We start from the raw sequence: 23,188 nt of genomic DNA, 5'->3' as shown, positions 1-23,188 counted from the left end.
TAAGACGTGGAGTGTTGCCACGCGTTCAGGCGCCTGATTCCGTTCTCCTGGAGACGTCCGGGTGGCAGTTGGTGGGCGGGTTCGTCGAGCGGGAGGAAGGGGACGATGATCCGGGAGAGCGGAGCGGTCGTCGGCCGGGACGGAGAGCGGGCCGCGCTGGCGGAGTACGTTCGCCGGGGCGTCGTGGTGGACGTCCGCGGTGACATCGGGGACGGCAGGACGTCGCTGTTGGACACGGCTTGCGCGGACTGGACTCGGGACGGCACTCCCGTCGTCAAGGCGACTGCCTGCGGCGAACGACCGTTGGGCACTGTGGATGCGCTGCTCGATGCCGTCCGGGAGCAGTTCGACCTGACCGCGAGCCCTCGTCTCCTCGAAAGCATCGCTGCTGCAACGAGCCTGCGTTCCCGGTTCCGGACGGTCGGCATGCTGGGGCTCGCCCACGAGGTCGGGCGGGCACTGGCCGAGGCGGTGGGCGGACAGCGCGGCGGGGTAGCCGTCATCGACGACGTGGACCGGGCCGATGCCGTCTCCAGGACCGTGCTGGCCACGATCGCCGCGACGGTTTGCTCTGCTGGAGCCGCGGTGGTGTTCTCTGCCCGCCGCGGTAGCACCACTCCGCTGGACGTGCTGGTTTCCGAAACCGTAGAACTCGTACCGCTTTCGGACGCCGACGTCCGCATCATGCTCGCCCGGCGAGTGCCGCGGTTCCCGCTCGACGTTGCGGTGGTCGATGCGCTGCGCACGGCACTGGGGCCGCTGTTCCGCAACCCCGGCACTGTCCTGCAGACCCTGCAAGCGATGTTGGCCGACCAACGGCTGGTAGTGGTCGACGAGCACTGGTGCCTGACCACCCGGGGCGGGGAAATAGCCGTACCCGCGAATCACTGGTTGGTCCGCCCGCTGCAGCAGGATGCGTTGGCCGCGATGCTTTCGGCACGGAGCCCCTTCAAGCTGGAGCACCTCTCGGACCTGGTAGACGTGGTGGGAGCGGATCTGGGGGAAACAGGTCTGCTGCTGGACGAACTGGTTGCCGCCGGGATTCTCGTCTTCTCCGAATCCGGGAGCTCGGTGTCGTTCGCGGTTCCGGCGCTGGCTGCCGCGGCACGGGCGGTGGCGGACGAGGGGCTCGTCGACGAATGCCGAGCCGCCCTGCGTGCGCGGTCGACCTCCCGGGCGGATCGAGCGCTGGTGACCGCACCGTCGCCGCGGGATCCGGGATGGTTGGGATCGTTGCGCGATCACGTTCAGGCGCGGGTCGCGGCGGCGAGGTTCGACGATCTCCACGCCGAACTGCGTCGGTGTCTCCCGGAAATCCTCGCGGCAGCACCTGATCCCACGCACCCCGATCGCCAGGCGCTGGACGAGGTCCTGGCGGCTTGGATCGGTGCGCTGTTGCACGAATGGCGCACGGACTTGCTGCCGGAGGTGGTCGCCCAGTTGCGGTCTGCTGGGGCGGCCTTGCCAGATGACTTCGCGGAATCCCTCCTAAAACCGGTTTCCAGGGCTGACTGGCGTACGGCGGCAGCCCGGCTCAAAACGATGTCGCCGTTCTGCACCACGGCTGCCGACTTCCTCGCGCTGTTGGGAGCGCTCACCGGCGACCACAGGACGTTTCTCCAGGCAACCAGCAACTGGCCCAGGCTCCGGAGGATGGCCGCCGACGACCTGCGCGATGCAGCCGCGCACGGCGATCTCGCCACTGTTCTGGAAAGCGCGCTCGGCATCCGGTACGGCTCCGTCGAGCACAGCGACGCGGCTGAGTACCAGCGGATGCTGCGGGCCTACCACGTGGGAGACCGGGAACGTGCGTTGTCGCTCGCGCGGAGGATGGAAGCGCGTGACCTCGGGCGTCGCGGCTCCCCGTTGAGGCAACTCTCCCGAGTGCTGGCCGGCGAGATCTGCGCCGACGCCGGCGACTTCGGCCGCGCGGCGCAATGGCTGCGGGGAGCTTCGCACCGGATGCTTGGCGGCCACCTGGCGAGCTGGGCGCGCTGTGGTCTGCGCTACCGTACGGGCAAGGCCGCGGCAGCGATCCACCACGGATGGCGGGAGTACCGCGAACACCGCAGCTGGGGACGCACGTCTGGGCTGGAGAAGCTCCTCGGCCGGCTGATCGACTGCTCGACCCGCGAAGGCGATCAGGACATGGCCGAGACCCTGCTCGACGAGCTGGAGGAACTCGACGAGGTGGTCCGGTCGGGTTCGACGCGCATCGCCGTGCTGCTCGCGCACGGACTCGTCCGGCGTGACCGCGGCAAGACCGTCGAATGCGTGCGCCTGGCGCGGGAGCGCGAGGACGCGCCGTCGGTGGCGCGGGCCTGCCTGCTGCTGAGCGATCTCAGCGAGGACCCGCAGCCCTGGTTGGCGGAGCTGTACGCGTTGACCAAGCGTCACGGTTCGTCCCGGAGTCGCGCGAACCTGGTCGGCGCGATGCGGCGGCGCGGAATATGGCTGCCCAGGCAGCGCAGCAGGGACGATTCCTTCGCGCACACCGAGGCCAGGGTGGCGCAGCTGGTCAGCGACGGCTGCACCAACCGGCAGATCGCCGCGGTCCTGGAAGTCAGCGAGAAGACCGTGGAAAGCCACCTGACCAGGATTTTCGCCCGAACCGGCTGTCGAACCCGGGTCGAGCTGGCCGCCGCCTGGCTGGAGGGGCGAGTGACGGAGACAACGGCGTGACAACCCGCGCCGCGAGCCGGCCGCGGCAGGAGAAGAGGACCGCAGATGATCTCGGTTTCCCAGGTGGTGCCGGGTGGTTTCCGCACGGTCTTGCAGGCCGTCAACGCGGCACCCGAGGGCGCGACGATCAGCGTGGCGCCCGGCCGCTACCGCGAGAACCTGGTGCTGATCAGGGACGTCACGATCGTGGCCGAGGACGGCCCGGGGACGGTGACGTTCAGTTCCGATGTCGGCGCCGTGCTGGAGGTGGCGGCCGCGGTGGCGCTCAGCGGCATCGAACTGCGGGGCAGCGACCCCGAACAGGCGCCGGTGGTGGTGGGATCCGGGCGCCTGGTGATGGTGGAATGCGCGGTCCGGGGTGACTCGTGGGCTGCGGCTCATGCCCACGGCAGCGGAAGTCTGGTGCTTCGAGACTCGCATGTCAGCAACCCGGCGGGGGCCGGTGTGGTGGTCACATCACGGGCCGGGAGTGCGGTGCACAACTCGACCTTCGAGGACCTCGGTACCTCGGCCGTCGTGGTGGCCGAGCGCGGCCTGCTGGACGTGCGCGGCAGCACCGTCCGGAAAAGCGGCGGGAACGGCTTCTACCTGAGCGGGAATGCCGAGTTCACGGCCGCGGATTCCGGGATAGTCGATTGCGGCGACAAACCCGCGGTAGCGGTGGAGGACCACGCCACGGCGGTCCTCCGGCGGATATCGGTTCGCGAGACGGCGGGCATCGGCTTCTTCCTGAAGACAACCTGCCCGGTCGAGCTCACCGAATGCACCGTCGAGGACTCTGCCGCGGAGGCGTTCCTCGCGGAGGGGACCGGTCGTCTTGCGCTGCGGGGCTGCGAGGTGCGCCGCAGTGCACGGCACGGCATGCGGTTCTCCGGTGCGGCGACGGCAACGTTGCAGAGCTGTCGAATGTCCGATGTGGGTGGTACTGGTGCGATTGTCGAAGACATGTCCACTGTGGAATGCGACGGACTCGAAGTGCGGGCCTGCGGGGAAAGCGGTCTCCAGCTGACGTCCAAGCAGGAGTCCGTGTGGCAGAGGTTGATGGTCCGCGAATGCGCGCACAACGGCATCGTGATCCACGGCGCCGACGTCCGCTTCGAAGCGCTCGAGGTCGAACGAGCCCAGCGGACGGGCTTGGAACTCGCCGCGGATGCGCATGTTCTGCTCCGGGGATGCACCGTGCGGGGCGCAGGTGGAGCGGGGGTCACCGTCTCCGGCGGGACGCTCACCGCAGAGGACGGCGATCTGCACGGCTGCGGAGGCGACGGGGTGCTTCTCGCCGACGGAGCCTCTGGGGTGCTGACCCGCTGCCGGATCCGGGAAAGCACCGGCCACGGTATCCAGGTCGCTGCCACGGCGAAGACGCGCATGACCGACTGCGAACTCCTGGGCAACGACGGCGACGGCATCCGAGTCGCCACGGACCGCGAAGTCGTCGTGCGCGACTGCTCGTTGCGGGACAATGGCGGAGCCGGGCTGCGCCAGCAAGTGGTATCGACGTCGATCACGTTCGAGAACACCAGAAGCAGCGGCAACGGCTTCGCGGACGCCTTCGGCACTTCGCATGCCGTGCCCGCAGTTGCCCCGGCAGAACATGCGGCACCAGGCGGTGGAAAATCGGTTGAGAGGCCGCCTGCGGAGGAGCTCCAGGCTCTGGTCGGCCTCGAAAACGTCAAGCGCGAAGTGGCAACCTTGGTCAACCTCAACCGGATGGCGAAACTCCGGGAGGAAGCGGGCCTTTCCGCCCCACCGATGAGCAGGCATCTGGTCTTCGCGGGAGCACCGGGAACCGGCAAGACCACCGTGGCCCGGCTCTACGGCGCGATCCTGGCCGAGCTCGGGGTGCTCGAGTCCGGTCACCTGGTGGAGGTCGCGAGGGCCGATCTCGTCGCTCAGATCGTCGGTGGCACGGCGATCAAGACGACGGAGGCGTTCCGCGAGGCGATCGGTGGCGTGCTGTTCATCGACGAGGCGTACACGCTCAGTTCGCAGTCGGGTGGCACCGGCCCGGACTTCGGGCGCGAAGCGATCGACACCCTGGTCAAGCTCATGGAGGACCACCGCGACGAGGCGGTGGTGATCGTCGCGGGGTACTCCCGTGAGATGGCGGACTTCCTGGCCACCAACCCGGGCCTGGAATCGCGGTTCAGCCGGACCATCGAGTTCTCCAACTATTCCGCGGAGGAACTGGTGACCATCGTGCGGCAGCAGTGCTCGCGGCACGACTACCAGCTCGACGAACGAGCAGCGGAACTGCTCGTGCGGTATTTCGACGACATGCCCAAGGACGCCACGTTCGGAAACGGGCGAACGGCGCGGAAGACCTTCGAACTGATCGTGGACCAACAGGCATCGCGCCTGGCGGCCTCGCCCTCGGTCGCCATGTCCGACCTGACCCGCCTGCTGCCGGATGACCTCGCCTTCGCGCAGCCGGCCCCGTCTCGCAATGCGCTCGCCGATGAAAGTAGGCGCAGCCCGGATTCTCGAGCAGCGGAGGCCCGGTGATGTCACGAATGCCTTGCTCCACCGAGCGAGTCGGATCGTTGGCCCGCGCATGCGGGGAGCTGGCGAGCAAGCCGCCGTTCTGACGGACTCCTTTACTTTGCCGAGTACACTGTGAAATGGCCTTGAAGAACAAGCTTGAGCATGCCGCTGACCTCTCGTGAACTGGGGGTCAAGGGGTCGCAGGTTCAAATCCTGTCAGCCCGACCGTGGAGAAGGCCCGCTGATCGGCACGTAAGTGCAGGTCAGCGGGCCTTTTCGAGTCCCGATGTGGACCTTGGGTGATCGTCTCGATGGGTGCCGTCTCGATTTTTTCGGCATTTTTGGGAGGATTTTGGGAGGATCGGTTTCGCGGGTGCGAAATGGGGTCGCATTGTGGGAGGAGCCGCTATTCACCCGCGTGGGTGGTTTCAGTGTGCGCTGGACGCTTGGCACTGATCGCGCAGAGAGTTGGGTCTGGCCCTCGATGACCATCGACCGGGCGAGCTGGATAGGTTGTTGGCCATCGGTACACCTGCCGATCGAGTGTGGTGGACGCTGATCTTGGACAAGCTCCATGGTTACAGGCGAGTGCCCGCCTGTGTCTGAGGGGCGAGTTGCACACTATCCACCCGCCTCGTTCTTCCTGGCGTCAGCTGACGAAAGCGAGAAGCTGCGTTCGTGGGGCTTGTCCCACCTGTCTCACCGAGCCGAGTTCTGCGACAGCTCGGTGGGAACAGGTGGAGATGCTCGATGACCTGCAAATTCCGTTGACAGAGGTGGCAGGACGGCTGGTGTCTGGGTGTCCAGAGCTGTCCAGGGACCGTTAACCAAGTGCGGATGACGATCGGTGGTTAGGGCAGCTGGACCCGCTTGATTCCTGTGCATTTCGTAGCGTAGCGATTTACTCTCAACGGATGACTAACCTGCCGACATTCGAGTGTAAACGGTCGCCGCCGATCTCACACTCTGCAAGATAACGGCAGATAAGTATCCTATCTACAAGCCCACCTAGCGCAGCTTGGCGGTATTATCTCTGACCTTTGGCGTGGCGGTGCAGTTGCCAGCCATGCAGTGGGACACAATGTGCAGCATGCGGAGATCAAAGCTGACGGTCGCGGCCGAAATGGCAGGAATCGGTGCCCTGGCAATAGCCATTGCCGCCCTAGTCGTGGTCGTATTCTTCGACACTGGCGTTAGAATGCCGTGGGATACCAACACAAGTGTCCAGTCGAATACAAGTGTCACATCCGCGCCTACTTCAGAAGTTCGCATCAATCCTAGCCAGAATCCAGTCATCGGCCCAACGCGTACTGCGCCAGAGGGTGAGAATAAGCCAAATGAAGGAAGTTCTGAAGATGAACATGAGCGAAGCCGTGCCGATTTCTGGACCAGCTGGATTGGACTATCATTTCTGGCTGCGGTTACATACTTAATCACGGCTGTCGCTTCCATTGTCGTCGGCTTCTTTATCGATGTATTATTTTCTCCATTGAATCCGGTCGCCGCCGGTGTTGTAATTTCAGTTCCGCTGACTACTATGGTCTACCTCTGGCTGCTTTGGCCATTCTTCTCCACCTCAGGGTTGATAGTATTCTTCATTGTGACCCTTATCGCCTCGATTGCTTTCTCGTTTCTAATGGAAGATTTCATCTAGTTGATCTATTTCAGATTGATGCTGAACTGCTTGATAATACTCGACCATGTTCGTTCGCTGGGCTGTTGTCCAACCGGCAGACCTCACCGTTGTGCAGGCAAGCGCGGCCGGAAGGTTTGCAGATCGTAGCGCCGCATACTTCCACTACCACACGCACGGCAGCACACAGTCCCGCTACAAGTGGGACGAAAGCCCGGCTCCCTCGCGTACCCGAGTTCGACAATCAGGCCACCCGGCCCGAAGACAACGGCGGGATGCGAGTGGCGCAGTCGGGGAGGAAGAAAGACCAGCGGCCAGCTGACTCGCTTGACGATCGAGGCAGCTAGCCGCTGGTTCAAGTCCCTGGGGAGTTGAACCCCCACGTGTCCGAGGGGGACTTGAACCCCCACCATTGGGAGGAATCCCCGAAGCGGGGATTCGTCTCCATGGCGGCGATGCTAGCGCTGGCGCTTTCGGCTGTTCAAAGAAGTGCACCGGCGAGTCGTACCGCAGTATCTCCTCGACGGCGGGGCCGACGAGTTCCGGGTTGGCGCAGCAACTCGTACTGGTCGGGGTGGCCGCGATGGGTGTCTCCGGTTTGGGGCGCAAGCGCTTGTTGCCGGGAGTCCTTTGATGCCAGCATGTTTCATCAAGAACTCAACGGCTCCGTGGCCGATCGCGATGCTGTGTCCGAGGGTGAGCTCGGCGTGGACGCGACGAGCACCGTAGGTGCCGCGGGAATCGGCGTGAATCTTGCGGATCAGGTCGGTCAGCCACGCGTGCCGCAATGTCCGCGCTGAGGGAGGGCGGTTGCGCCACTCGTAGTAGCCCGATTCGGACAGGTCCAGAACCCGGCAGGCGACCTGGACCGAGGCCATCATCTTGACGGCCTCGAATCGTCTTTTGAGGACACCCTCTCTCAGTAGCTCATTGGCCGTCGTGTGATGGCCAGTCCGGTCTCCAGTTCAGCGATGCGCCGTCGGGCGGCGACCAGCTCCGCGTGATCGGTACTGGTGATCCCAGGGAGCTGACCAGTGTCGATCAGCTCCTGACGGCGCCAGCTGTAGATCGTCTGATCGCTGATATCGAGATCGTGGTCGATCTGCGCGATCGGACGGCCGGCGGCGACCAGGTCAAGCACCTTGCGGCGGAACTCCGGCGGGTATCTCCGGGGCATGCGAGGCAACCTCCAGTCGGGGCACTGAGATGACGATCATCGAATAACCCGACTCCACCGACGCCGGGGCACGCACATCACTGGACTCGTTGCCCAAGGCGCTGCGGGCGGAGAGCATCGTGGTAGGGAGTGGTAAGGACGCCGGATCCTGCCGACAGAAGGCTAGGATTGTTCGCGGAGCTTCTTTTTGTCGATCTTGCCGAGTGCTGTGACCGGTAGCGAATCTCGGAGGCGAACCCGTTTCGGTGCCCAGATCGCGCCCTTGAGCTCACGGACGTGGTCGGTCAGCTCGGCGGGTGTGGCCGTCCGTCCGGGACGCAGGACCACCGTCGCGGTGATGGCCTCGCCCCAGCGTGGGTCGGGCATCCCGTAGACGGCGCTGGCCGCTACAGCTGGGTGCGTGCAGAGGGCGTCTTCGACCTCGCGGGGGTAGATGTTGAATCCGCCGCTGATAATGGTGTCCTTGATCCGGTCGACAATGGTTATCAGGCCGGTCTCGTCCAAGCGGGCGACGTCACCGGTGTGCAGCCAGCCGCCCGCCAGCGCCGCCGCCGTCTGCTCGGGCTTGTTCCAGTATCCGTCCATCACGAGCGGTCCCTGGACACACAGTTCGCCGGTCTCCCCGGCCGTCACTGCGCGGCCCTCGGGGTCGAACAGGGCGATCTTCACGCCGGGCATCGTCCGCCCGCAGCTGCCGAGCACGGCGGGATCGTCGCTGTGTTCGGCCGGATCGAGTACGGTCAGCGCGTTCGGGGCCTCTGCCTGGCCGTAGTGCTGGCTCAGGACTGGTCCGAACACCCTGCGTGCCTGGACGAGCCGTGTGGGGTCGGTCGGCGCGGCACCATAGAGGATCCAGCGAAGTCCCGACAGGTCGGCGCCGGCCAGCCTGGGGTGATCGAGCAGGGCGTACAGCATCGTGGGCACGAGAAACGAGGCGGTGACGCCGTGCTGCTCGATCGCGTCGATGAACCTGTCCACATTGAACGATGGATGAAGCTCGAAGCTGGCGCCACGGAGCAGGCCCGGTGCCACAAGAAGACCGGCCGCGTGCGACATGGGTGTGGTGATCAGGAGGTTCGTCTCCGGTGGCCACGCCCAGCTGGAACAAGCCCACGCGTTGGCGACCAACGACCGGTCGCGCAGCATCACGCCCTTGGGCTCGCCTGTTGTCCCGCCGGTGTAGAACAGGTACAACGCGGGCCCTCTAGGGTCATCCGCACCCGGTCGCGTGTCGTCGACGAGACGACCGAGTTCGCTGAGCGTCACCACGCGGGTGTCGGCGGAGTGGGCCCGGGACGCGAACCGAGTGTCGTCTACGAGGAGGAGGTCCGCGGCGCAGTCGCTCAGGATGGATCGGTCGGTGTCCACAGTGCCTAGCGGATGCAGAGCGGCGTAGCGCAGTCCGGCCAGGCAGGCTGCGACCATGACGGTGAACGCTTCAGGGCGCGGCCCGGACAGCAGGGCGATCGCGTTTCCGGGAGCGAGTCCCAGGCGCCCCAAGGCGGCTGCGGTCCGCTCGATCTGCTGCGCCGTTTCCTGGTAGGTCCAGGCGCGACGCATGCCGTCCTCCCCGGTGAACCGAAACGCGATGTGGTTGGGGCGCCGCCGAAGCGCGGACAGGATAAGATCCGCATACCCGGGGCTGGTGTGCGGGTCTGCATGCAGGGTGCTCATTCTGTCCTTTCCAGGATGGTCACGGCGGCCACCGCTTCCTCGATGCCGAAGAGACCGCCACCGTTCTCGGCGATCGCGATGCGAGCGCCGGGGACCTGACGGTCACCAGCTCTGCCGCGGAGTTGCGTCACGAGTTCGAATACCTGCGCCAGTCCTGTGGCGGACACGGGATGGCCGCGGGATTCGAGTCCTCCAGAGGGGTTCACCGGGAGAGCACCACCGAGCGTGCTGGCACCCGAGGCCGACCAGGGGCCGCCGTTCCCGATCGGGCAGAAGCCGAGGTTCTCGACCTGCTGGATCTCGCCGAAGGCGGTGGCGTCGTGCACCTCCGCCACGTCGACGTCTCCTGGCCCTACCCCGGCCTGCTCGTAGGCGGCGACCGCGGCGCGGCGGCCGATGTGCTGGTCGGCGTCGTCCGCCGCGCGGTCGGTGCCCGACAGCAGAACGCTGCTCAACACCGCCACCGCGGGTCGGCCAGTGCCGCGGGACCGCGCGAAGTCGGCGCTGGTCACCACGACGGCGGCGGCTCCGTCGCTGACTGGAGAGCACATGGGCACGGTCAACGGCCACGCCACCCGGCGCGCGGCCAGGACCTCGTCGGCGGTGAACCGCTTGCGGAAATGCGCTCGGGAATTGTGGACGGAGTGGGCATGGTTCTTCGCCGCGACTGCGGCGAGCTGGGTCTCGGTGGTCCCGAACCGCTGCATGTGCGCGCGAGCGAACGCGGCGTAGATCTCCATGAAGACCGACCTGTCACCGTCCACAGCCTCCAGTCCAGGAGGTGGTGGGCCGGCCAGCGCGGCGAGTGCCGTCAGCGCCTCCTCGCGGTGCGTCACGTCCAGCGCCCCGTCGAATACCGCCAGCCCTTGCGCGGAGTCGGCGCACACGAGCTTGTCCACGCCAACGGCCAGGGCGACCTCCGAGAGGCCCGCCTGCACGTGGGCGATCGCCAGCCACAGGGCCGTTGCGCCACCTGCGCAGGCGTTCTCCACGTTCACCACGGGAGCCCCCGAGAACCCGTGTGGTCGCATGGCGATCTGGCCCGGGATCATGTGCTGGCCGTCGATGGCTTTCTGGCTGACCGTGGCGTGGAAGATCGCGCCGACGTCAGCGGGGGAGAGCGAGGCATCGCTCAGTGCCTCGTGCGCGGCCTGGCCGGCGAGGTCGGCGGCGGTCCTGCCCAGGTGGCGGCCGAACGGGGTGGCGCCGACACCCAGGACGAACACCTCGCTGTTCATGCCACCACCCGGTTGCGCAATACGCCGAGCCCGGTGACCTCGAGCTCGACGATATCCCCGGATTCCAGGAAGCGGCCATGCTCGAACCCGCAGCCGGTGGGCACGGTGCCCGAGCACAGCACCTCTCCCGCATGCAGCCGGGTCGAGGTGGACGCGAACGCGATCATGTCGGCGAAGGTGTGGTGCATTTCGGCGCTGCTGCCCCGGCTGACCTCCTCGCCGTTGATGCGGGCGGTCATCCGGAGCCGGTAGGGATCGTCTATCTCGTCGGCGGTGACGATCCAGGGGCCCAGCACGTTCGAGTCGGCGAAGTCCTTGCTCTTGCTCAGGCCCAGCCCGGTGGCGATCTCCTCGAGCTGAGTGTCGCGGGCACTGAAGTCGTTGAAGATGGTGTAACCGAAGATGTGGGATTCCGCGTCCGCGACGGCGATGTCAATGCCTCCGCGGCCCAGCACGCAGGCGAACTCAAGCTCGTAGTCCCGCAGTGTCGAGTATCGGGGCCAGTGGACGTCGGTTCCGTGACCGGTCACGGACAGCCGATTGGCCACGTAGTACAGCGGCCGTTCGAGCTGGACGGCCGGTAATTCGACCTGGTCGACCGGGATTCCCTGAATCCGCGCCCTGGCGTTGCGGAAGTGGTCCATGAAGCAGCCGAAGTCCCGGATCTGTACGGGCCTGGGCAAGGGCGCCAACCAGCGGACTTCGCTCGAATCGATGACCGCCTCGGCCGGCGATGCCTCGGCGATACGTGCCAGGGCGTCTTGTGCCTGCGCCCCACCGTCGATGATGTCTTGCATGGTCGCGAGCACGGGGGCGTGCTCGCCGGTCACCAGATGATGAGCCTTGGCGAGCAGTAGCAGGCGCTCACCGTCGTCGAGCACGAGAGTGGTGTGCTCCGCGCTTCCGTACTCCACGGTTGCGAGTTTCACGGTGGTCAGTTCCCTTCGACGATTCGGATTCGCGGCATCGCGCTCAGGTGAAGGCCACGACTCGGGCCGGGGCAGCGCTCGCCCGGGCGATCTTGATCGGGAAGAACGCCACGCGGAATCCCGACGGAGGCAGCGCGGCGAGGTTCGCCATCTGCTGGACGATGAAGACCTCCCGTTCGCGGCCGGCACGATGTCCGTCCCAAAGCACCGAGTTGTCGCCGGATGCGCGGAACTTTCGCGCCATCACCGCGAAACTCAGGTCCCACCCTGCGGCATCGGTGCCGAGTACCTTGGCGCCGCGTTCGGCCAGGAACAGGGTTCCCTCCCGGCTCATACCGGGATATTGGAAGAACTCCAGGTCGGCCAGGGAGTATCGCTCCTGCCCGGTGCGCAGCAGTACCGCACCGCCTGCGGGGATCGGCGCCCCGTTCTCGGCCAGGGCCGACTCCAGCGCGTCCACGGAGATCGCGGTGTTCGCCGCGCATCGGCCGCGCAGGTCCAGCACGATCGCTTCGCACCACAATTCCTCCAGTGCGATGTCGGTGATGGTGCGGGCTGGTTTCCCTTCGCAGGTCGAGCCGTAATGCAGCGGAGCGTCCACATGGGTGCCCAGGTGGGTGCTGAAGTCGGTCAAAAGTTCCGATCCCCATCCTTCGCCGTCAGGAAGATCCTCGACCCGGCACTGCATCGCGGAGGCGAACTGCTCCCGGCCCGATCCCGCGGGATGCGCGTAGTCCACGTTGGGCGCGATCACCGGGGCCAGTGTGCGCAACGGTTCCGGGAGAAGGTCGCGATCGGCGGGGTCCAGCGTCCTGGTCAGATCGATCAGTGTCACGACTCGTATCCCTTCTTAGTTATTGGACGCTCATCCTAGAACTGGACGCTCAGCATAGGCAAGGGCGCTTGGCCACCGGTCTGACCTACGCGGTGAGGGCGAGCGGGGTGTGCGTGCGGGCTTGGCGCCTGGAGGAGGGCGCCCGTCCCGCGATGGGCACGTGACAGAATCGTCACGTCGGTGCCTCATGGGCGACCCGACGAACCTGGGAGGACACCGAATGGGAGCGACGCGGAAGCAGGAGATCTCCACGGAGACCCGGCGGCGGTTGGTGGCGGCGGCATGGGAGCTTGCCGCCGAGGGCGGGTCGGCCGCGATGTCCATCCAGGCCGTGGCGGAGCGCTCCGGAATCAGCCGCGGCTCCGTGTCCTGGCACTTCGGCTCGAAGGACGGATTGCTGCGGGCTGTGGTCGAGGAAGCGTTCCGGTGGGGTATGAACTTCATGCGAGAACGGCTGGCCTCGGCCGGGCCTGGAAGCGGCGTCGAAGCCTTGATCGAGGCGAATTTCGTGATGATGTCCCAGCCGGAGGCCCGCATCTTCTCGACCATTCTGATCGAAGCGGTGAGCCAGGATTCGGTCGTACGCGCGACCTACGCCGAGCAGTACGCGATGTTGCGCTGCTTCTACACCGACCACTTGCGTGCGCTGGCCGCTCCCGTCACCGATCCGGATTCCGTCGCGGTGGCCCTGCTCGGCGGCACGCTTGGCATCAACATCCAGCACCGGCTCGACCCCGAGCGGCTCGATCGCCGTCGCGCCGTCACGGCACTGGAGAGCATCTACGCTCACGGACTGGCCAACGCCCGGTCGAACTCTCCGGCCGAACCATGACCCGATTTCGGCATCGGTACGCCAACCGGAGCGGGCGCTGGGTGTGTTCTGCACTTGACCGCGACGACGGGTGCAGTTCTGGTACACGGCAGCTTTGGCGGGATCGATGATGCGACCGGCGTTCGGTCCCGCGGGTTTGCGAGCGGGAGCGTTGCGGTGTCAGACGAGGGTCTCCCGGATCGTTTGGTGCGGGATATGTTGATCCGCTGCCGACCCTGGATACTGTCCCTCAAGACGAGATCGTCCGATTCGTGTCGCCCCGCTCGCAACCTGTGGGGCTCGATAAGTCGTCGCCGCATGTTGAACGGCGCGTCGGCGTGCCGTGTTCCCACAGCCAGACCAGCACTGGTGGGCATCTACTTGATCATTACGGGACAGCTTTAGGGATTCTTGGCGAACCGCCTAGTCGAAAGCGACGTGCGCGAGGGACGGTTCCTGTCGAAGGCGGTGCCTGCCTCAGTGGGGCTGGGCGCGTTTTTCCATGCGAATATCTCCTCCCGGTAGCTCAGCAACGGTTTCCCATCCGAGTCGACGGTAGAAGCCGCTCGCTCGACTCGCGCCGTCAGTTTCGAGCCAGATGGTGTCGTGTGATTCGAAGAGATACGCCCCTGCCAGGGCGAGGAGGCGTCGTCCGATTCCGCGTCCTTCGAATGCAGTGCGAATGAACAGGGCGAATAGATTGCCATCGTCGGGATGAGCCACGGAAAACCCGACCGGCTCTCGATCGAACTCGGCGATCCAGGTTCGCGAGGAGGTCGAGGGGGCTAGATCCTCACGTACCGTTTCAGGGGTGATGCTCAGTGCAGCCATTTCCTGCATCGAGAGGTGATTCTCGCGGACCTCGGTGCGTATCGCGAAGATCGCGTCGACGTCTTCCGGGGCGGCGATCCTGATGTCAATCGTCATGTTGGTTCGTTTCCGCGAGTAGAAGGGCGGACATGTCAAGTTGGAGGCGGGAAAGGTGTTTGCGAAGTTGCTGGTAGTGGTGGGCTTCGCTCATTTGTGGTCCTGATCGGACCGAGGCGCATAGACGTGGCGCTAGGTAAGTGAGACTCCTAGTTCGTTTTCCATCGCGGAAGTGAGGATGCCTTCGACGCTTTGGCCTGGGAACTGGGCAGTGCGTACGGAGCGTTGGATGAGGGTTCCGTCCATGACGACCAGGATTCTCCACGCCGCGAGTTTTCGGTTCGGGTGCGTTGAAGACGCCGGCGTGGGCCGACGGCGTCAGCAAACTCGCAGACCTGATCCAAAGGGGCGGCGAGCGTGGCCAGCTTTGTCAGTGTGTTGGCAGCCGTGGCGGCTTCGTCGGGGTCGAACTTCTGGAGCAACCGGGTCAGGGCTGTGCGTCGGCTTGGTGTGATGTGTGTGCTCCCGGCAGTGGTCGTGCCGGCGGCCGTGGTCACGCGACTGCCGTCGGTTCCACCGGAGCGAGCCGGCTGAACGGCGGCCCGGCGCTGCTGCGGGTGCATCTGGGGACCGAGGGGCGAGATGGGTGTTCGGTTCGAGGAGATCGATTGGCGGGAGACGCCGATCGGTGCGATCAGCCTGCGCCGTCGGCGGGATCCGCTGCTCGACGTGGATGTCTACGAGGTCAAGCTCGACGACGAGTACCTGATGTCGAGCCTGTTCACCGTCGCGGAGGAGGAGCTCGCGGCTGGGCCTGGCCGAGTTGCCTGGCAGCGGTTTCGACGTTGTGGTCGGTGGGCTCGGGCTCGGCTGCACGGCGCGTGCCGTGCTGGATGATTCGCGGGTGCGGTCGTTGGCCGTCGTGGAAGGGCTTGGTGCGGTCATCGAGTGGCATCAGCGCGGTCTGCTGCCACTGGCCGAGTCGTTGACCGGTGACCCGCGGAACCGGTTCGTGCAAGGTGATTTCTTCGCCATGGCCGCTGTGGATTCCGGGTTCGACCCGGCGGCGCCCGGTCGGCGGTTCCACGCGATTCTGGTCGACATCGACCATTCACCGCGCTTGCTGGACTCCGGTCACGCCGATTTCTACACTGCGGTTGCCGAAAAACGGTCCGCGCAGGTCACGCGACGCGTTCGTACTCGTGAAGGATGCCGCCGAGGCGCTCGTGCCTGCGTATTTTGAGGCGGGCTATCTGGTCCAGATCGATGATCGGCGTGGGCAGTGGATTCAGCGGGTGGGTTCGCGATGCCCTGGTGGGGCCGGTGGGAGTTGTAGAACTGCTCGAACTTTCGTAGAGCGTGGAGCAGGTGGGTCTGGTTCCAGATCAAGGTGCGATCCAGCAGCTCGGGTCGGCAGGTCTGTATCCACCGCTCCATCATGGAGTTCATCCTGGGCATCTGGATGCCGGTGGTGATGACCTTGAGTCCGGCGTCGGTCAGCACCGCGTCGAAGGCGGCCGTGAACTTCGAGTCGCGGTCGCGGATCAGGAATCTTGCCCTGCTGCCTGCGTCCTCCAGGTCCATGACAAGGTTGCGTCCGAGCTGCACGATCCATTCCGCGGTGGGGTGTGCGGTGGTGCCCAGGATTCGGATGCGCCGGCTGGCGTGCTCGATGACCGCGAAGACGTACAGGCGAGCTCCGGTCAAGGTGCGCGTCTCGAACAGGTCACAGGCGAGCAGCGCTTGGGCTTGGCTGCGCAGGAAGCCGGCCCAGGTAATTCCGTCCCGTTCAGGGGCGGGCGGGATGCCGTGTTCCCGGAGGATTTCCCAGACGGTGGAGGCGGCAACCCTGATGCCCAGTGTCGCGAGTTCACCGTGGATCCGGCGATACCCCCACGAGCTGTTTTCGCGGGCGAGGCGAAGGACCAGCGCGCGGATCGAACGGATGGTGGGCGGGCGCCCGCGTCGCTTCGGCACGCAGGTCGCGGCATGGCGCTGTTTGAGCAGGTCGCGATGCCAGCGCAAGATCGTGTCCGGGCGTACCAGCAGTAGGAGGTGGCGCACCTTCTCTCTCGGGAGATGGTGGAGCAGGCTGGCGAGTATGACGCGGTCAGCGCCGTTGAACGCGGCCTTGCCGACTTGGCGTTGCAGGACCAGCAGCTGGTGCCGCAGGGCGAGGATCTCGATGTCTTTCTCGCGGTCGCGCATCGGCAGTAGGCGCAGGAGGGTGAGGGTGTTGGTCGCGGCGAGGTAGGCCAGTCGCAGCAGCACGACAGATCATGATGCCGTCCGCCCGCAGTCAACGTGAAGACACCGGGACGAGCGGTGTGTACGACCAGGGACAGTGATCAAGGTTGTGACCAGGCTGGATGACTTATCGGCACCCGCAGTCCTTGCGCATCGCGTATTCGATGTCGGAGACGCGGTTGTTGGCTTCTGTCTTGGTGGCGAAGCCGGTTTCGGTGCAGAGCTCACCGTTGAGGTAGTACCGGACGCGGAATCCGGTGCCGTGTTCTTCACTCCATGCCATGGGACGCAGCTCCGTTACGGACGTGTTCGTTATCGGCCGGTTGGCCGGGGGTGGTCAATGGACGCTCTGATGTGCGCAGAGAGCAAGCGGTATGTGTTCAGTCGCGGGCACGGGAGTTGTCGTGTGTCCGTTGAGGACTTTCGCTGCCGGGCTGCGAACGTCGCGGTAGTGCGACCTGCTCGATCAGGCTGAGCGGGCTGGATCTGCTGAGGGAGCACGCCCGCGGCGGATGATCTCGATGAGGTCATCGTCGGAGAAGCGGAGGTGTTTGCCGAGGAACGTGCAGGGGATGGCTCTGGCGCTGGCTTTGCGGCGTAGCCGGGATTCCTTCACGCGCCAGCTGTCGTCGACCGAGCACAGCGACTCCGCGCAGTAGGCACAACACCAGACCCGGCCTTGTGCACCGTTCGCGACAGTCAGCGAAACTCCGACCGTTTCGGGTTCGTCCTGCGCACGCGTTGGTTCTCGCCCGATCCGGTGCTTCCTGATCAGCGCCCGCTCACGTGCGGTGGCCGCCTCGTCGACGTCGCCGTGGTCGTCGAGGACAACGCCGTACACCGCTTCGGTGTGATGTAGCAGTCGAGCAGGTCTTCGGCGACAGCGTCGACCTGCCGCAACAACGGATCGCCGAGGCCGCCCCACCACCGCTGCGCATCCGCAACACGTCGCCGCGCGACAGCGAGACACCTCCTTGGTGCGACGGTCTGAACGGTTCGTTGCCATGCAGCAGCGTCGCGAGCGGATTGTGCCCCTCGGCCAGCACTTCGTCGAGGTTCGTGTGGTCGATAGTGCTCCAGGTTCCGGCAGACGCGGCGGAAGCCGCTGCCTGTCGCTGCCGTAAACCGCCCGCGCGCTCTCCATCGACAGACCGCCGCTGTGGACGCCTGGCCCACCGGAGTTCGCGTTCAGCGTGCGCCCCAGGTACAGGGCCGGCTGCGTACTCTCGTTGACCTCGATGCTCGGCAGCCCGATACCGGGGCTGATCGTCATGCCGTACAGGTCCAGCCCGTCGAACGAGGACTGCGCGCCGCCACCCGCACCGCCGCAGTGATCCATGAAGAACACCACTGTCGGCGCCTCGCCGTGACCGGTTCCGACCAGCGGAGACAGCCCGGACGCATGTATGTTTAAGAATCGAATCGGGGCTTCTGTGGCGCTAGTGAAAATGAGATCACGGCACCTTTGCGGCGGTAGATAGGCGGGGCTGGGGGAATGCGCGGTCGTGTTGCACGCCGTGGCTGGGATAACGGATCGTCGGCATCTGATCGCCTTGCGGTGGGCCACGTGCTGAACGTGGTCGGCTCGTGTTGCGCCGCCGCGGAAGATGAAGGCGATGTAGCTTCGGGATAATTCCTCTGTGAGGCCGATGCTTTGGGAAGTGTGATGAAGTCTGCTGGGGCGTGGGAGATTATGTGAACGCGGGGTAAGTTTTCAGCATGACTCCTGATCGTGTTGGTGCCGCACCGTTCACCGAGTTGATCGCGCTCGAGCGGGTGGAGGAGAACCTGTACCGCGGCACCTGCCATCCGGGTGCCCCGTTGACGGCGTTCGGCGGGCATGTGGCCGCGCAGTCGCTGATCGCTGCGGGGTCGACGGTGCCGGCTGAACGTGCGGTGCACTCCCTGCACGGATATTTCATCCGTGCAGGGAGAACTGACCGTCCGATCGTCTACCAGGTGGACCGAACCCGTGAAGGCGCCTCGTTCACCACTCGCCGCGTGGTCGCTGTCCAGGATGGTGAAACGATATTCAGTCTTTCTGCTTCGTTCCAGAGGCCGGAGGACAGCGAGGAGCACCAGGTTGACATGCCTGCGGTGCCCCAGCCGGACCAATTGGCTGCCGGGTGGAGTGTCGAAGAGGCGGCGGAGCACGAGATCTTCCAGGGAGCGTTGGAAACCCGGCGGGTCACCGACCTGAGCCCGGAGTTCGATACCGGGCTGGGGCCGCAGCAGAAGATGTGGGTACGCGTGGTCGGAGAGCTCCCCGATGTGCCGTTGGTGCATGCCTGCGCTTTGACGTACACCTCGGATCTCCGGCTGGCGTCGACCGCATACCTGCCCTATGCGAGCTCTCCTGTTGCGCCCCGGATGGCTTCGCTGGACCACGCGGTGTGGTTCCACCGGCCGTTCCGCGCCGACACCTGGTTGTTGTTCACGATGGACAGCCCCAGCTATGCGTCTTCCCGAGGGTTGACGCGTGGTCAGTTCTTCGCTCAGGATGGCCAGTTGGTCGCCTCGGTCGTGCAGGAAGTCTTGATCCGCCAGCGGCGAAGCTGATCCTCGATCTCGTCCGAGCTGGGCACCTCGCTGCGCGAGTCGCCTCGGGCAGCGAGGGCGCCGCTCGGTCGGTCCGGGGGTGTTACAGGGCGAGTGATTTTGCGATCGCGGTCTTCTGCACTTCGTTGGTGCCGCCGTAGATCCGCGAGACGCGGGTGTCCGCGTAGAGCCGGGCGATGGGGTACTCGCGCATGTAGCCGTAGCCGCCGTGGAGCTGGAGGCACTTTTCCTGTCGATCCGGTTGCTGCGGCAGGAGGCCGTAGAGGCGAAGAACGACCCGTTGTGACTACGCCCGTCAGGTACGCATTACATCCAGGCCCTGCTCCAGCAATGATGGGTAGGTTTTGGTTCGGACACTCAGTTAACCCATGAAGTCATAACCTTCGAATGGATCGAAGCTGGCTGTCTCGCGCTCTCCCCACCGGACTAGATCAGCTTGTCGGCAGTAACAGCGCGCTTTATCGCCAGCTGCACTTCGACCTGGATCTTCAACGGTGCTGCCGCCTGGGCAGTGAACACTGGGAGCGGCATCACCGCGCGATTTCTTCCGCCGCCTTGCGCCGTGAACTCCGCGCTGAGCCGCAGCATGCTCGAACGGTGGCCCGCGTCGTTCGAAGCGCGAGCGGGAGGGATCAGCCCTCCAGCCCGCCGCTGACGACGAGGATCTGGCCGTTGATGTAGTCGGACTCCGGGTATGTGAGTATCGCGACGGCTCCCGCAGCCTCGTCCGTGGTGCCGGCGCGACCGAGGGGGATCTTGCCGATCAGTGAGTTCGAGTGGTCTTGGTCGATACCGATGTTGAGCTTCCTGCCATCGAGTTCCACGGTCGTCGTCGTGGTTGCGGTCAGGCGCGTTTCGATGAACCCGAACGCGACGCCGTTCACATTGACGCGGTAACGGCCCCACTCCTTGGCCAGGGTTTTCGTCAGGCCGATGATCCCGGCCTTTGCCGCGGAGTAATTGGCTTGGACGGGACCGCCGTAGACACCCAGGATCGATGACACGTTCACCACCTTGCGGTGGACTACTTGCCCGGCGTCGTTTTCTGCCTTCACCGCCCGGCTGATTACGGGCTGCGCTGCGCGAAGGATGCGGAACGGGGCCTTGAGGTGGACGTCGATCATCGCGTCCCACTGTTCGTCGGTCATCCTCTGGATGGGATTGCCCCAGCCGTATCCGGCGTTGTTCACGATGATGTCGATACCGCCGAAGTTTTGCGTTGCGGCCCCGATCAGCTGCTCGGCGAACTCTGCTGCGCTCACACTTCCGGGACACGCCACTGCTTTCCCACCGGACAAGGTGATCTCGTCGACCACCTCGTTTGCGGGAGTGGCGTCCAAGTCGTTGACGACCACGCTCGCACCCTCGGCGGCGAGCTTGTGAGCGATGGCGCGTCCGATGCCGCGACCGGCTCCGGTGATAATCGCGGTCTTGCCTTCGAGCCTGACCATGGCCGCGTTACTCCCTACTTCTATTGTCCTGCAGGTACTCGCCCGGCATGCGTGAAACCCAGCCGTCCGCCCCCTCGTGGACGGCTGGGTCGGTTGGGTCAGTTCCAGTTAGCGGCGCTGATGTCCTTGATGGTCCACGCCTTGTCGGACTTGATGGACCGGATTGCATTCCAGCCCGTCAGTTCGTCGATCTGTCCACCCTGGACGGCGAAGACGCGGCCATTGATGTCGCAGTCGGCTTGGGCGAGGTAGGCGACCATGGGGGAGATGTTGGCGGGGTCCCAGACGTCGAGGCCGGTTTCGGGCTTGGCCATGAGGTCTTGGATGCCGGGGGTGGCCAGTGTGAGGCGGGTGCGGGCGCCGGGGGTGATGGCGTTGACGCGGACGCCGTAGCGCTCCAGCTCGGCGGCAGCGACCTGGGTCATGGCCAGGATTCCGGCCTTGGCAGCGGCGTAGTTGGTCTGGCCCGGCAGAACTTGCGTGGAGCCGGATGCGGAGGCGGTGTTGATGACGCTGGCGTTGACGGGGTGCCCGCCCTTGGAGCGTGCCTTCCAGTAGGCAGCCGCGTGGTGGAGCAGGCCGGCGTGGCCCTTGAGGTGGACGGCGATGACGTCGTCCCACTGCTGTTCGGTCATGCTGGCGATGAAGGCGTCACGCAGGATGCCTGCGTTGTTGACCACGACGTTGAGGTCGCCGAACTCGGTGACGGCCTGCTCGACGATGCGTTTTGCGCCGTCCCAGGTGGCGACGTTGTCGGCGTTGGCCACCGCGGTGCCTCCGGCCGCCCGGATCTCTGCGACTACCTGCTCGGCCGGTGAGGTATCGAAGCCGGCACCGTCGTTTGCGACACCGAGGTCGTTGACCACGACCTTGGCGCCCTCACGTGCGACCAGCAGCGCGTGCTCCCGACCGATGCCACGGCCGGCACCGGTGATCACCGCTACGCGGCCTTCAAGCGTTCCCATGGTTATTTCCCTTCGGTTATGTACGTCTGGGTCTGTGTGGGCAGGGGTGAGCGCCGCCCAACCCACGAAGACCGGGCTGTCGAGGGTCAGGACCAGAGCTGGCTGGCGTCGACCAGATCGACCTCGTCTGCGGGGTGCGGGGTGGTCGGGTCGGTTCGGGAGAATCGCGGTGCCGGTCGCGGCTGGTCGATGCCTGCCACGGTGTCGAATGCCTTGCGGGCCGACAGGTGCGAGTCGAGGAGGGCCTCGTCGTAGGTGAGCACGGGTGTCACGCACGCGTCGGTGCCGGTGAAGACCTCGGCCCACTCATCGCGGGTGCGGGACTTGAACGCGGCTTCCAGAGCTGCACGCAGCTCGGGCCACCGCGACCGGTCCCACTGTGCCGGCAGCTCAGCTCGGTCCAGCCCGATTCCTTGCAGCATCGCGGCGAAGAACTGGGGCTCCAGCGCACCGACGGCGACGTGCTTGCCGTCGGCACAGGTGTAGGTGTCGTAGAACGGCGTCGATCCGTCGACGAAGTTCACACCCCGGCCGGGGCTCCAGTTCCCGGTGCCACGCAGCGACCACATCATCTGGGCGAGCACGCTGGTGCCATCGACGATCGCACCGTCGACGACCTGGCCCTGACCGGAGCGGTCCCGCTCCCACAACGCCGCGAGGATGCCCACTACCAGGAACATCGAGCCGCCCCCGAAGTCGCCCACCAGGTTGAGGGGTGGCACCGGTCGATCACCGGCACGACCGAAGTTGTCCAGCACACCGGTCAGCGCGATGTAGTTGATGTCGTGCCCAGCCGCATGGGCGAGCGGACCGTCTTGCCCCCAGCCGGTCATCCGGGCGTACACGAGGCTCGGATTCTGTTCCAGGCAGGCATCCGGCCCCAGACCGAGGCGCTCGGTGACCCCAGGCCGAAAGCCTTCGACGAGCACGTCCGCTCGGGCGATCAACTCCCGGACTCTTGCGATGTCATCAGGGTTTTTGAGGTCGGCCCGGACGATGCGACGTCCACGAAGGGTCGCGTCCGGCGCGCCTGCGGTCCCGGGGATGAGTTCGGCTGAGCTGTGCCGTTCGACCCGGATGACGTCGGCCCCGAGGTCGGCCATCAGCATGCACGCGTGCGGCCCGGGACCGATCCCGGCCAGTTCCACGACCCGAAGCCCTGCCAGCGGGCCCGAGGTCTGGTTCGGTGACGAATCGTTCATGGTGCTCCCTCGCGCTCACAGGGTGCGCGCGATGATCTCCTTCATGATTTCGTTGGTGCCGCCGTAGATCTTCTGGATGCGTGCGTCGGCGAACATGCGCGCGATCGGGTACTCCCGCATGTAGCCGTAACCGCCGAAGAGCTGGAGGCACTTGTCGACGACCTGACACTGCTGCTCGGTGAGCCACCACTTGGCCATCGCAGCCGTACTCGCATCGAGCTGCCCGGCAAGGTGCTGCTGGATGCACGAGTCCAGGAAGACGCGTGCCACCTTGGCCGCGGTCGCGCATTCCGCTAGGACGAACCGCGTGTGTCGGGTAGGACCCTGACCTCTCGGCGCAGAGTCCCCCCTCAGAACCGGGCGTGCGACTTTCACCGCACCCGGCTCAAGCAGGCCCAAATGGCTACGCAATTTCCTGCATCTCCTTGTAGTCG

Annotated in this window: 20 protein-coding genes and 2 pseudogenes; 6 read left to right on the top strand and 16 right to left on the bottom strand. The window is 65.6% G+C overall.

Annotated elements, in window-relative coordinates; all coding sequences use genetic code 11:
* Nucleotides 1–105 precede the first annotated feature (105 nt).
* The 3 genes from E1288_RS30200 to E1288_RS30190 all read left to right on the top strand — a co-directional run bounded on the left by E1288_RS30200 (nucleotide 106) and on the right by E1288_RS30190 (nucleotide 6,820).
* A complete protein-coding gene (locus E1288_RS30200; protein ID WP_132491080.1) occupies nucleotides 106–2,682 on the top strand; it encodes a LuxR C-terminal-related transcriptional regulator in 2,577 nt (858 codons plus the stop codon).
* Nucleotides 2,683–2,727: 45 nt separating this feature from the next.
* Nucleotides 2,728–5,187, top strand: coding sequence for a right-handed parallel beta-helix repeat-containing protein (locus tag E1288_RS30195; RefSeq protein WP_132491077.1), 2,460 nt, complete (start codon nucleotides 2,728–2,730; stop codon nucleotides 5,185–5,187).
* 1,024 nt (nucleotides 5,188–6,211) lie between these two features.
* Nucleotides 6,212–6,820 carry a hypothetical protein gene (locus E1288_RS30190; protein WP_165968325.1) on the top strand — a complete coding sequence of 203 codons (609 nt, stop codon included), beginning with the start codon at nucleotides 6,212–6,214 and terminating at the stop codon, nucleotides 6,818–6,820.
* A gap of 437 nt (nucleotides 6,821–7,257) precedes the next feature.
* On the opposite strand, the gene E1288_RS50490 is transcribed toward E1288_RS30190, so the two are convergent.
* From E1288_RS50490 to E1288_RS30160, 6 genes are all read right to left on the bottom strand, one after another.
* A complete protein-coding gene (locus E1288_RS50490) occupies nucleotides 7,258–7,677 on the bottom strand; it encodes an IS3 family transposase (RefSeq protein ID WP_408014089.1) in 420 nt (139 codons plus the stop codon).
* Nucleotides 7,678–7,718: 41 nt separating this feature from the next.
* Entirely contained in the window at nucleotides 7,719–7,976 is a 258-nt protein-coding gene (locus tag E1288_RS30180) for a transposase (protein WP_132491068.1), read from the bottom strand.
* A gap of 162 nt (nucleotides 7,977–8,138) precedes the next feature.
* Nucleotides 8,139–9,650: an AMP-binding protein gene (locus E1288_RS30175; RefSeq protein WP_132491065.1), complete on the bottom strand. Its 1,512-nt coding sequence runs from the start codon at nucleotides 9,648–9,650 to the stop codon at nucleotides 8,139–8,141.
* On the bottom strand, nucleotides 9,647–10,888 hold the full coding sequence (locus E1288_RS30170) for a thiolase family protein (protein ID WP_132491062.1): 1,242 nt from the start codon (nucleotides 10,886–10,888) through the stop codon (nucleotides 9,647–9,649). Before E1288_RS30170 ends, E1288_RS30175 begins: the two co-directional genes overlap by 4 nt.
* Nucleotides 10,885–11,769, bottom strand: a complete 885-nt coding sequence (locus E1288_RS30165) for a fumarylacetoacetate hydrolase family protein (RefSeq protein WP_207954643.1) — start codon at nucleotides 11,767–11,769, stop codon at nucleotides 10,885–10,887. The genes E1288_RS30170 and E1288_RS30165 overlap by 4 nt, the downstream gene beginning before the upstream one ends.
* A 91-nt stretch (nucleotides 11,770–11,860) precedes the next feature.
* On the bottom strand, nucleotides 11,861–12,652 hold the full coding sequence (locus E1288_RS30160) for a cyclase family protein (protein ID WP_165968324.1): 792 nt from the start codon (nucleotides 12,650–12,652) through the stop codon (nucleotides 11,861–11,863).
* 220 nt (nucleotides 12,653–12,872) lie between these two features.
* On the opposite strand from E1288_RS30160, the gene E1288_RS30155 reads away from it, so the two are divergent.
* On the top strand, nucleotides 12,873–13,484 hold the full coding sequence (locus tag E1288_RS30155; protein ID WP_165968323.1) for a TetR/AcrR family transcriptional regulator: 612 nt from the start codon (nucleotides 12,873–12,875) through the stop codon (nucleotides 13,482–13,484).
* Nucleotides 13,485–13,940: 456 nt separating this feature from the next.
* On the opposite strand, the gene E1288_RS30150 is transcribed toward E1288_RS30155, so the two are convergent.
* Entirely contained in the window at nucleotides 13,941–14,390 is a 450-nt protein-coding gene (locus tag E1288_RS30150; RefSeq protein WP_132491050.1) for a GNAT family N-acetyltransferase, read from the bottom strand.
* Nucleotides 14,391–14,972: 582 nt separating this feature from the next.
* Between E1288_RS30150 and E1288_RS49085 the strand changes: the two genes are divergently transcribed.
* Nucleotides 14,973–15,227 (top strand): hypothetical protein, encoded by a 255-nt coding sequence (locus tag E1288_RS49085; RefSeq protein ID WP_235883896.1) that lies wholly within the window; start codon nucleotides 14,973–14,975, stop codon nucleotides 15,225–15,227.
* A gap of 249 nt (nucleotides 15,228–15,476) precedes the next feature.
* Here the strand turns inward: E1288_RS49085 and E1288_RS30140 are convergent, their stop codons facing one another.
* From E1288_RS30140 to E1288_RS30135, 3 genes are all read right to left on the bottom strand, one after another.
* A complete protein-coding gene (locus E1288_RS30140) occupies nucleotides 15,477–16,601 on the bottom strand; it encodes an integrase core domain-containing protein (protein ID WP_235883895.1) in 1,125 nt (374 codons plus the stop codon).
* A 103-nt stretch (nucleotides 16,602–16,704) separates the two neighbouring features.
* A complete protein-coding gene (locus E1288_RS47250; RefSeq protein ID WP_165968322.1) occupies nucleotides 16,705–16,860 on the bottom strand; it encodes a hypothetical protein in 156 nt (51 codons plus the stop codon).
* A 183-nt stretch (nucleotides 16,861–17,043) separates the two neighbouring features.
* The gene (locus E1288_RS30135) at nucleotides 17,044–18,144 is read right to left on the bottom strand and encodes a hydantoinase B/oxoprolinase family protein (protein WP_165968321.1); all 1,101 of its coding nucleotides are present in this window, start codon (nucleotides 18,142–18,144) and stop codon (nucleotides 17,044–17,046) included.
* Nucleotides 18,145–18,296: 152 nt separating this feature from the next.
* Between E1288_RS30135 and E1288_RS30130 the strand changes: the two genes are divergently transcribed.
* The gene (locus E1288_RS30130) at nucleotides 18,297–19,136 is read left to right on the top strand and encodes an acyl-CoA thioesterase (protein ID WP_132491045.1); all 840 of its coding nucleotides are present in this window, start codon (nucleotides 18,297–18,299) and stop codon (nucleotides 19,134–19,136) included.
* 82 nt (nucleotides 19,137–19,218) lie between these two features.
* On the opposite strand, the pseudogene E1288_RS30125 reads toward E1288_RS30130, so the two are convergent.
* From E1288_RS30125 to E1288_RS30105, 6 genes and pseudogenes are all read right to left on the bottom strand, one after another.
* Nucleotides 19,219–19,365: pseudogene (locus E1288_RS30125) on the bottom strand (acyl-CoA dehydrogenase family protein); the annotation flags it as partial.
* A gap of 197 nt (nucleotides 19,366–19,562) precedes the next feature.
* Nucleotides 19,563–19,724, bottom strand: coding sequence for a hypothetical protein (locus E1288_RS47245; protein ID WP_165968320.1), 162 nt, complete (start codon nucleotides 19,722–19,724; stop codon nucleotides 19,563–19,565).
* A 44-nt stretch (nucleotides 19,725–19,768) separates the two neighbouring features.
* Complete coding sequence (locus tag E1288_RS30120) at nucleotides 19,769–20,587, bottom strand: SDR family NAD(P)-dependent oxidoreductase (RefSeq protein WP_132491042.1); 819 nt, start codon at nucleotides 20,585–20,587, stop codon at nucleotides 19,769–19,771.
* A 98-nt stretch (nucleotides 20,588–20,685) separates the two neighbouring features.
* The gene (locus E1288_RS30115) at nucleotides 20,686–21,552 is read right to left on the bottom strand and encodes an SDR family oxidoreductase (RefSeq protein ID WP_132491039.1); all 867 of its coding nucleotides are present in this window, start codon (nucleotides 21,550–21,552) and stop codon (nucleotides 20,686–20,688) included.
* Between the two features lie 86 nt (nucleotides 21,553–21,638).
* Nucleotides 21,639–22,754: a CaiB/BaiF CoA transferase family protein gene (locus E1288_RS30110; protein WP_132491036.1), complete on the bottom strand. Its 1,116-nt coding sequence runs from the start codon at nucleotides 22,752–22,754 to the stop codon at nucleotides 21,639–21,641.
* A gap of 15 nt (nucleotides 22,755–22,769) precedes the next feature.
* Nucleotides 22,770–23,069 (bottom strand): annotated as a pseudogene (locus tag E1288_RS30105) (acyl-CoA dehydrogenase family protein); the annotation flags it as partial.
* Nucleotides 23,070–23,188: the final 119 nt, after the last annotated feature.

Origin of the sequence: Saccharopolyspora elongata, assembly GCF_004348985.1 — a bacterium.
GTDB classification, from domain to species: domain Bacteria; phylum Actinomycetota; class Actinomycetes; order Mycobacteriales; family Pseudonocardiaceae; genus Saccharopolyspora; species Saccharopolyspora elongata.
This window is presented reverse-complemented; position numbering and strand designations above follow the sequence as displayed.